Origin of the sequence: Nocardioides stalactiti, assembly GCF_014180715.1 — a bacterium.
Taxonomy (GTDB): domain Bacteria; phylum Actinomycetota; class Actinomycetes; order Propionibacteriales; family Nocardioidaceae; genus Nocardioides; species Nocardioides stalactiti.
In genome coordinates this window covers 1-9044 of sequence record NZ_JACEFC010000142.1, presented here as the reverse complement: position 1 = coordinate 9044, position 9044 = coordinate 1, and the positions used below count along the sequence as shown (strand labels likewise).

The window sequence follows — 9044 nt, the reverse complement described above, 5'->3', positions numbered from 1 at the left end:
TTGAGGATCTCGGCCGCGGTCTCGAGTCGCAGGCTCACCGGAAGAGCACCTTCTTGATCGCCGGGCGGAGCAGCTTGGGGACGAAGCCCAGGCCGTTCTCGGTCGCGGCCTCGAGCGCCTCGGCCTGACGCACCCGCGCGGCCTCGATCGCCTCGGCGAGGAACACCTGCTGGTCCTCCCCGAGCGCCGCGAGGCCGGGGGGCAGCGGGCCGCCGTACTCTCCGGCCAGGCGGTCGGCCGGCTCGCTCGTCACATCGACCTCCGGGTGCCAGAAGAAACGGAAGGGGCCAGAAGAAAATCAAAGTTGAGTGGAACAGACTCAACTTTGGGCACGTTGAGCCGATCAGAGGACCGACCCTAGTGATCCGGGGCCGGACCCGTCACGATCAGACCCACCCACGTCGCAGGAGTCACCACCCATGAGCCAGTTCGGGGCCGACAAGTTCACCACCCGCAGCCGCCAGGCGATCGAGGCCGCGCAGCTCGCAGCGACGACCGCCGGCAACAGCAACGTCGAGCCGATCCACCTGCTCGTCTCCCTGCTGCTGCAGGAGGGTGGTACCGCGGCCTCGATGATCCAGAAGGCGGGCGCCGACCCGGCGACGCTCGTCCGGCTCGCCGCCGCCCAGCGCGATGCTCTTCCGTCGGCGACCGGGGCCACGGTCCAGCAGGCCGTCGGCTCGGCCGCCCTCACCCGGGTGCTCGCGCAGGCACTCGACCTCGCGTCCGCGCTCAAGGACGAGTACGTCGCGACCGAGCACCTGCTCATCGCCCTCGCCACCGTCGAGAGCGCCGCCAAGACGGTGCTCACCGACGCCGGGCTGTCGGAGGCCGGGCTCCGCGACGTCCTGACCGCCGTCCGCGGCAGCCGGCGGGTCACCTCGCAGGAGGCCGAGTCGACCTACGAGGCGCTCTCGAAGTACTCCATCGACCTGACCACCCTCGCCGAGGAGGGTCGCCTCGACCCGGTGATCGGCCGCGACGCCGAGATCCGCCGGGTCGTCCAGGTGCTCTCGCGTCGTACCAAGAACAACCCGGTCCTCATCGGCGAGCCCGGCGTCGGCAAGACCGCCGTGGTCGAGGGGCTCGCTCAGCGGGTCGTCGCCGGCGACGTCCCCGACTCGCTCAAGGGCCGTCGCGTCCTGAGCCTCGACCTCGCGGCGATGGTCGCGGGTGCCAAGTACCGCGGTGAGTTCGAGGAGCGGCTCAAGGCCGTCCTCGAGGAGATCAAGGACGCCGGCGGCCAGGTCATCACCTTCATCGACGAGCTCCACACCGTCGTCGGGGCGGGCGCCGGCGGCGACTCCGCGATGGACGCCGGCAACATGCTCAAGCCGATGCTGGCGCGCGGCGAGCTGCACATGATCGGCGCGACCACGCTCGACGAGTACCGCGAGCGGATCGAGAAGGACCCGGCGCTGGAGCGGCGCTTCCAGCAGGTCCTCGTGGGCGAGCCGTCGGTCGAGGACACGATCCAGATCCTGCGCGGCATCCAGGAGAAGTACGAGGCGCACCACGGCGTCCGGATCACCGACGCGGCCCTGGTCGCCGCCGCGAGCCTCAGCGACCGCTACATCACCGGCCGCCAGCTGCCCGACAAGGCGATCGACCTCATCGACGAGGCCGCGTCGCGGCTGCGGATGGAGATCGAGTCCTCGCCCGAGGAGCTCGACCAGCTCCGGCGACAGGTCGACCGGATGAAGATGGAGGAGTTCGCCCTCGCCAAGGAGAGCGACGACGCCTCCGTCGAGCGGCTGGGGGTGCTGCGGGCCGACCTCGCCGACAAGGAGGAGTCGCTGCGCGGCCTCGAGGTCCGGTGGGAGCGGGAGAAGTCCACCCTCGAGGGCGAGGGCGAGCTGCGCCGTCAGCTCGACCAGCTGCGCGTCGAGGCCGACAAGCTCCAGCGCGAGCAGCAGTACGAGGCCGCCAGCGAGATCCTCTACGGGCGGATCCCTGCGCTCGAGCGGCAGATCGAGGCGGCGGCTGAGGCCGACGCGACCGACGGGGCCGAGGAGCCCGAGGACAAGCTGGTCGGCGAAGAGGTCGGTGCCGAGCAGGTCGCGGAGGTCGTCGAGGCGTGGACCGGCATCCCGACCGGTCGGATGCTCCAGGGCGAGACTGCCAAGCTCCTCGAGATGGAGTCCGTCCTCGGCCACCGGCTCATCGGCCAGCCGGCCGCGGTCCGCGCGGTCAGCGACGCCGTCCGGCGCGCCCGGGCCGGTATCTCCGACCCCGACCGTCCGACCGGGTCGTTCCTGTTCCTCGGCCCGACCGGTGTCGGCAAGACCGAGCTCGCCAAGTCGCTGGCCGACTTCCTGTTCGACGACGAGCGGGCGATCATCCGGATCGACATGAGCGAGTACGCCGAGAAGCACGCGGTCGCGCGCCTGGTCGGTGCTCCGCCGGGCTACGTCGGCTACGAGGAGGGCGGCCAGCTCACCGAGGCGGTGCGCCGCCGGCCCTACTCCGTCGTGCTGCTCGACGAGGTCGAGAAGGCCCACCCGGAGGTCTTCGACATCCTGCTCCAGGTCCTCGACGACGGGCGGCTCACCGACGGCCAGGGGCGGACCGTGGACTTCCGCAACACGATCCTGATCCTGACGTCCAACATCGGTTCGCACTTCCTCGTCGACCCCACGCTCGACCCCGACAAGCAACGGGAGTCGGTCCTGGCGTTGGTCCGCCAGAGCTTCAAGCCGGAGTTCCTCAACCGGCTCGACGAGATCGTCACCTTCGACGCGCTGTCGAAGGAGGACCTCGGTCGGATCGTCGACATCCAGCTCGGCCTGCTCGAGCAGCGGCTGGCCGTCCGGCGGATCACCATCGACGTCACGGACGCTGCGAAGGGCTGGTTGACCGAGGTCGGCTACGACCCGGCGTACGGCGCCCGGCCGCTGCGCCGCCTGATCCAGACCGCGATCGGTGACCGGTTGGCCAAGGCGATCCTGGCCGGGACGGTGGCCGACGGCGGCAAGGTCGTCGTCGATCGCGCGGACGAGGGTCTCGAGCTCCGCCTGGGGTGAGGCCGCCCTGGGTGCGTCTGGTGGAATGGAGACATGAGCCAGAGCGCGCCCCGGCCGGGACAGGCGACCTTCGCGGCCTGGCTGATCATCGGCGGGTCCGTGATCCTGGTCGTCAGTGCGTGGCAGCGGATCTCCTCGCTGCACACGCTGGAGGTCCAGGAGGAGCTCCAGCGGGTGCTGTCCGAGCCGCCCGTGTCAGGGACGGGCATCGGGCTCGAGGGGCTCAAGACCACCATCCGCGTCCTCTGCATGATGGGCGCGGCTGCGGCGACCGCCTCCACGATCCTCGGGATCCAGGCGCTGCAACGCTCGACGAGCGCCCGGCTGGCCCTGAGCCTGCTGGCGCCGCTGGTGCTGATCGGTGGATTCGCGACCGCCGGCTTCTTCGCCCCGCTCGTCGTCGCGGGCGTCGTGATGCTCTGGCTGCGTCCGACGAGCGACTGGTTCGCCGGCCGTGCCTGGCTGCCGCCGACCACGGCCTCGCGTCGCCCTGACCCGTTCGCCCCCAAGGCGAGCCCGGAGGAGCAGGAGCGCGCCAGTGCACCGGCCCCGCCGAAGCCCGCCCCGCTGGTGCCGCCCGCCCCGCCGACACCATCCGTACCGCCTGCGCCGCCCGCCTCTCTCCTGCCGCCCGATGACCGACCCGGTCCGCACTGGAGTGCCTATGGGGCTGCGGCGCCGCACCCCGGACCGACCCGTCCCGCGTCGGCCCCGGCGCCGCGGCGCCCCCGCGCCCTGGTCGCCGCCTGCGTGACGACCTGGGTCTCCTGCGCGCTCGTGTCCGGCCTGATGGTCCTCTTCTCGCTCATCATGGCCGTCGCGCGCGACGACTTCTTCGACGAGCTCGAGCGTCAGCAGCCCGGCCTCGACATGCAGGGCATGACCCAGGGCGAGCTCGCCGCCGGTGTCTACGTGACGACCGCGTTCGTGGTCGCCTGGAGCATCGCCGCCACCGTCCTCGCCGTGCTGGCCTTCCGGCGGATCGGATGGGCCCGGGTGGCCCTGCTCGTCTCGACGGGCACCGTCGGCCTCCTGCTCCTGGCGGCGACGTTCGCGAGCCCGCCGGTCGTCGTCCTCCTCGTCGCGGCGGTGACCGCGTTCGGCCTGCTGCTGCGCTCCGACGTCAACGCCTGGTACCGACGCTAGGACTCCTGCGAGGACCCCCGGGAGGGCTCAGGCCTCCAGGTCGGCCGCTGCGAGGCGGCCCAGGGCGTCGTCGATGACGTCGCTCTCCTTGCAGAACGCCCAGCGCACCAGCTGGCGGCCGGCGCCCGGAGCGTCCGGGTCGTCGTAGAACACCTCCAGCGGGACGGCGACCACGCCGGCGCGCTCGGGCAGCGCCCAGCAGAACTCACGGCTGCTCGCCCACCCGAGTTGGGCGATGTCGGTGGTCGCGAAGTACGTGCCCTCGGGGACGTACGGCGCCAGCCCGGCCGCCGCCAGTCCCGACACCAGCCGGTCGCGCCGCTCCTGGAGGCTGCGCGCGAGCGCGGACGGGAAGTCGCCGTGCTCCTCGAGCGCGGTCGCGACAGCGGGCTGGAGGGGTGCGCCGGAGGTGAACGTGAGCCACTGCTTCGCGCCGAGCAGCGCCGCGACGAGGTCGGCGGGACCGGTGGCCCACCCGACCTTCCAGCCGGTGAACGAGTACGACTTGCCGGCGCTGGAGAGGGTCAGGGTCCGCTCCGCCATCCCCGGCAGCGTCGCCAGCGGGACGTGCTCGTTGTCGTCGAACACGAGGTGCTCGTAGACCTCGTCGGTGACCACGACCAGGTCGTGCTCGCGGGCGACCGCCGCCACCGACTCGAGCTCGGCGCGGGTGAGCACGGTGCCGGTCGGGTTGTGCGGGCTGTTGAGGAGGATCAGCTTGGTCCGCGGTCCGACAGCCGCACGGAGGGCGTCGGCGTCGAGGCGGAAGTCGGGTGCCCGCAGGGTCACCGGTCGTCGTACCCCTCCGGCGAAGGTGATCATCGCGGTGTAGGAGTCGTAGAACGGCTCGAGCACGACGACCTCGTCGCCGGGGTCGACCAGCGCCAGCAGGGCGGCAGCGATGCCCTCGGTGCACCCGGTCGTGACGACGACCTGGCTGTCGGGGTCGAGGTCGATCCCGTAGTGCCGCTGCTGGTGCCGGGCGATGGCCTGCCGCAGCGCCGGGATACCGGGCCCCGGTGCGTACTGGTTGGCGCCCTGCTCGAGCGCGGTGACCGCGCGGGCGATCACCTCCGGCGGGCCGTCGCGGTCCGGGAAGCCCTGCCCGAGGTTGACCGCGCCGGTGCGGACCGCGAGGGCCGACATCTCGGTGAAGATCGTGGTGCCGATGCCGTCGAGCCGACGGGCGGTGCGTGACGTCACGTGATTCATCCAAGCGCACGATCCCTGAGGACCGCAGGATCCCTAGACTCCGGGACGATGACCGGGGCGAGCGCAGAGCCGTACGTCGAGATCCGCGAGGTGGGCAGGCCCCCTCGCGTGGTCGTCGTGGACCGGGTGCTCGATATCGGTCGCGACGGTGCGGCGGTCACGGTCACCGACGACGGGGTGTCCCGGCGGCACCTCAAGCTGCTGCCGAGCCCGCTCGGGCTCTCGGTCGTCGACCTGGGCAGTCGCAACGGGACGATGCTCAACGGGCTACCGGTGCGCGGCCAGGTGGTGCTCGCNAGTCGCAACGGGACGATGCTCAACGGGCTACCGGTGCGCGGCCAGGTGGTGCTCGCCGCCGGCGACCTGCTCCGGATCGGGCGCACCGACCTCGTCGTCAGGCTGCCGCAGCCTGTCTCCTCCGTCCCGTCCGGCCCGCGGCTGCGCGCGGCCGACTCGCTCGGCGCGGTCCCGGCGCCGCCCCCGCTCGTCGTACCGCCCCCGGCGCCGAGCGCGGCCGGCTCGCTGCTCCGCCGGGTGCTCCGCGGAGCCGAGACCGACCCGGTGTTCCGGACCTACACCGAGCTGCCGAACCGGGTCCCCGTCCGCGTCTGGCGGGCCGTCCGCGTCGCGAGCGTCGCGACCTACCTCTCGCTGGCGGCGGTGCTGCTGATCTGGCCCGACACGGGCCTCCGCCTCTTCTTCGGCGTGGTGGTGCCGGTGCTGCCGATCCTGTTCTTCGTCGCGCCGGGGGTCTGGCGCAACATCTGTCCGCTGTCGTCGGCCAACCAGTCGGCCCGAGTGCTCGGCTTCACTCTGGGTCGGACCGCTCCGACCTGGATGCGGGAGCGCGGCTACCTGCTGGCGATGACCCTGTTCTTCGGGATCGCGGGCGCCCGGCTCGCCGTCTTCAACGACAGCGGTACGGCGACCGCCGCGCTGCTGCTGGTCGTCATCGGCGCAGCGTTCACGGGCGGGGTCCTCTTCAAGGGCAAGAGCGGTTGGTGCAGCAGCATCTGCCCGCTGCTCCCGGTCCAACGGCTCTACGGGCAGACGCCGTTCGTGCTCTCGCCCAACAGCCACTGCCGTCCGTGTCTGGCCTGCACCCGCAACTGCTTCGACTTCCAGCCCCAGCTGGCGCAGCAGGCCGACCTGCACGCGCCGGAGACCGCGTGGCACCAGCCGCGGCGGCTCTTCGCGAGCGCGCTGCCGGGCTTCGTCCTCGGGTTCTTCCTGCTGCTCGACCGGCCCGAGCTCAGCACCGCCGACACCGCGGGGCGGCTGGCACTGTTCGTGGCCACCAGCATCGGCGCGTTCGCCGCGGTCGAGGCGTTCCTCGGCATCTCGGCCGGGATGGTGACGGCGCTCTGCGGTGCGGTCGCCCTCAACCTGTTCTACTGGTTCGGCGCGCCCCGCAGCGGCGACGCTCTCTCGTCGTTGCTCCGGGTCGGCGACCTCTCGTGGCTGCGGTGGCCGGCGATCGCGGTGGTGCTGCCGCTCACCCTGCTCTGGCTGGTCCGGACGTCCTGGGCGGAGCGGCGCTACCTCGCCGAGACCGGTGCCGACGAGGTGACCGACCTCGGCATCCCGACGGTGCCTCCGCGGCTCGCCCCCCCAGCGGCCCCCGCGGCCCCGGCGGCAGCCGCCGAGGTGGCCTTCGTCGACGGTCCCCGTGTCCCCGCGGCGGTCGGTCAGAGCGTGCTCGAGCTCGCGGAGGGTTGCGGGCTCCCGATCGAGGCCGGGTGCCGGATGGGGGTGTGCGGCGCGGACCCGGTGGCGATCCTCGACGGCGGCGACTGCCTCGGCGCCCCCGAGGAGGACGAGCTGGGCACGCTCCGACGGCTCGGCCTCGCGGCCAACACCCGGATGGCGTGCGTCGCGCGGGTCACCGAGGGCCAGGTGCGGGTCAGCCTCACCCCGGAGAAGGGCGGGCCGGCCGCCGACGCCCCACCGGTCGTCTACGACCGGTCCATCACCAGCGTCGTCATCGTCGGCACCGGCGTCGCGGGCGTCACCACCGCCGACTTCGTCCGGCGCGGTCACCCCGAGTGCGAGATCCACCTCATCGGTGCCGAGCCGCACCTGCTCTACAACCGGATGGGCATCTCGCGGGTGGTCTACGGGCGGACCGCGATGAAGGGGCTCAGCCTGCTCGACGAGCAGTGGTACGACGACCACCGGATCACCACGTGGCAGAACACGCTCGCCACCCAGGTCGACCTGGCGACCCGGCGGGTGGTCCTCGGCACGGGGGAGCGGCTGTTCTTCGATCGGCTCGTCCTCGCCACCGGTTCCCGGGCGACGACCCCGCCGCTGCGCGGGTTCGGCGGGCCCGGCACCTTCGTGCTCCGCACCGCCGAGGACGGCGCCCGGATCCGCGCCTACGCCCAGGAGCAGTCGGTGCGCGCCGCGGTCGTCGCCGGCGGGGGCCTGCTCGGGCTCGAGGCGGCCCACGCACTGGGCCAGCTCGGCCTCGAGGTGACCGTCCTGGAACGGGGGGAGCGGCTGCTGTCCCGCAACATCGACGCCCGCGCGAGCGAGCTCGTGCACCAGCACCTCACCCGCTCCGGGGTGGCCGTCCGCTACCGGACGTCGGCGACCGGCCTCGAGGGCGGCCGCGCGCTGCAGCAGGTCCGGCTCGACGACGGGTCGGCGCTGCCCGCCGGGATCTTCCTCGCGGCGATCGGCATCACCCCGCTCACCGACCTCGCGGTGGCGGCCGGGCTGAGGGTCGACCGCGGGATCGTCGTCGACGACCGGATGCGGACCAGCGCCGCCGGCGTCTACGCGGTGGGCGACGCCGCACAGCACGACGGCAAGGTGCTCGGACTGTGGCCGGTCGCGGCGAAGCAGGCCGAGGTCGCGGCGGCCAACCTGCTCGGCGAGGACGAGCGGCTCGCCGTCGACCTGCCGGCGATGATCCTCAAGGGCGTCGACCTCGACCTCGCGGCGATCGGCCGGGTCGAGCCGGAGCCGGGGGACGAGGTGCTCGTCGAGGACCTGCCCGCGCTGCCGTCGTACCGGAGGCTGCTGCTGCGCGAGGACGTCGTCGTCGGGGTGCTCGTGCTCGGCACCCACCCGGAGTTCCTCGCCGCGGCGACGACCGCGGTGAAGAAGGGTCTGCGGCTGGATCCCGCGGGGGTCGCCCGGGTCCGAGCGGGCGACTGGCTGGCGGTCAAGGACGCGCGCTGACGCTGGCCCGGAGCCGGTCAGACGTCGGGGACCTCCGCCGGGACGTGGGTATAGACCCGCAGCCCGAGCCGCAGGCTGTGGCCGACCGGGACAGGGGTGGGGTCGGGGCCGATCCGGGTCCACGCCGCCGCCCCGGGAGCGGCGACGAACGTCCCGTTGGCCGAGCCCGCGTCGCGCACGGTGACCCCGTCGCCGTGGACGGAGACGTAGGCGTGGATCCGGGAGATGAGCTGTTCGCCGTCGTCGACCTGGACCGGTGCGGCCACCCCGCGGACCACCGTCGGGTCCTGGCGCGGGTCGCGGCCGAGCACGTAGTCGCGGTCGAGGGGGACCCGGGTGCCGTCGTCGGCGTGCAGCGCGGCGATGGAGTCGGCGATGTGCACGGTCTCGTTCGGGGTCGCCGCGAACGCCGTGCTCACCTCCTCCGCGGTCGGGGGGCGGGGCGTGACGATCGAGGCCCGCGCTGCCGCCGGC

General features: G+C 73.0%; 6 protein-coding genes. 3 read left to right on the top strand and 3 right to left on the bottom strand.

Annotated elements, in window-relative coordinates:
- Positions 1-34 precede the first annotated feature (34 nt).
- Entirely contained in the window at positions 35-253 is a 219-nt protein-coding gene (locus H0487_RS20020) for a hypothetical protein (RefSeq protein ID WP_183095995.1), read from the bottom strand.
- Positions 254-419: 166 nt separating this feature from the next.
- On the opposite strand from H0487_RS20020, the gene clpB reads away from it, so the two are divergent.
- On the top strand, positions 420-3023 hold the full coding sequence (gene clpB / locus H0487_RS20015) for an ATP-dependent chaperone ClpB (RefSeq protein ID WP_183095994.1): 2604 nt from the start codon (positions 420-422) through the stop codon (positions 3021-3023).
- Between the two features lie 33 nt (positions 3024-3056).
- Positions 3057-4169: a hypothetical protein gene (locus H0487_RS20010; RefSeq protein WP_183095993.1), complete on the top strand. Its 1113-nt coding sequence runs from the start codon at positions 3057-3059 to the stop codon at positions 4167-4169.
- Between the two features lie 27 nt (positions 4170-4196).
- Here the strand turns inward: H0487_RS20010 and H0487_RS20005 are convergent, their stop codons facing one another.
- On the bottom strand, positions 4197-5372 hold the full coding sequence (locus H0487_RS20005; RefSeq protein ID WP_312856032.1) for a pyridoxal phosphate-dependent aminotransferase: 1176 nt from the start codon (positions 5370-5372) through the stop codon (positions 4197-4199).
- Between the two features lie 57 nt (positions 5373-5429).
- Between H0487_RS20005 and H0487_RS20000 the strand changes: the two genes are divergently transcribed.
- Positions 5430-8570, top strand: a complete 3141-nt coding sequence (locus H0487_RS20000) for an FAD-dependent oxidoreductase (RefSeq protein WP_183095991.1) — start codon at positions 5430-5432, stop codon at positions 8568-8570.
- Between the two features lie 17 nt (positions 8571-8587).
- Here H0487_RS20000 and H0487_RS19995 read toward each other — a convergent pair.
- Positions 8588-9044: FHA domain-containing protein (locus H0487_RS19995; RefSeq protein WP_183095990.1), on the bottom strand; the 457-nt coding region annotated here is incomplete at its 5' end.

Excerpts from the sequence above, each read along its gene's own strand:
- clpB (WP_183095994.1), top strand. The coding sequence starts at position 420 with ATGAGCCAGTTCGGGGCCGACAAGTTCACCACCCGCAGCCGCCAGGCG.
- H0487_RS20010 (WP_183095993.1), top strand. The coding sequence starts at position 3,057 with ATGAGCCAGAGCGCGCCCCGGCCGGGACAGGCGACCTTCGCGGCCTGG.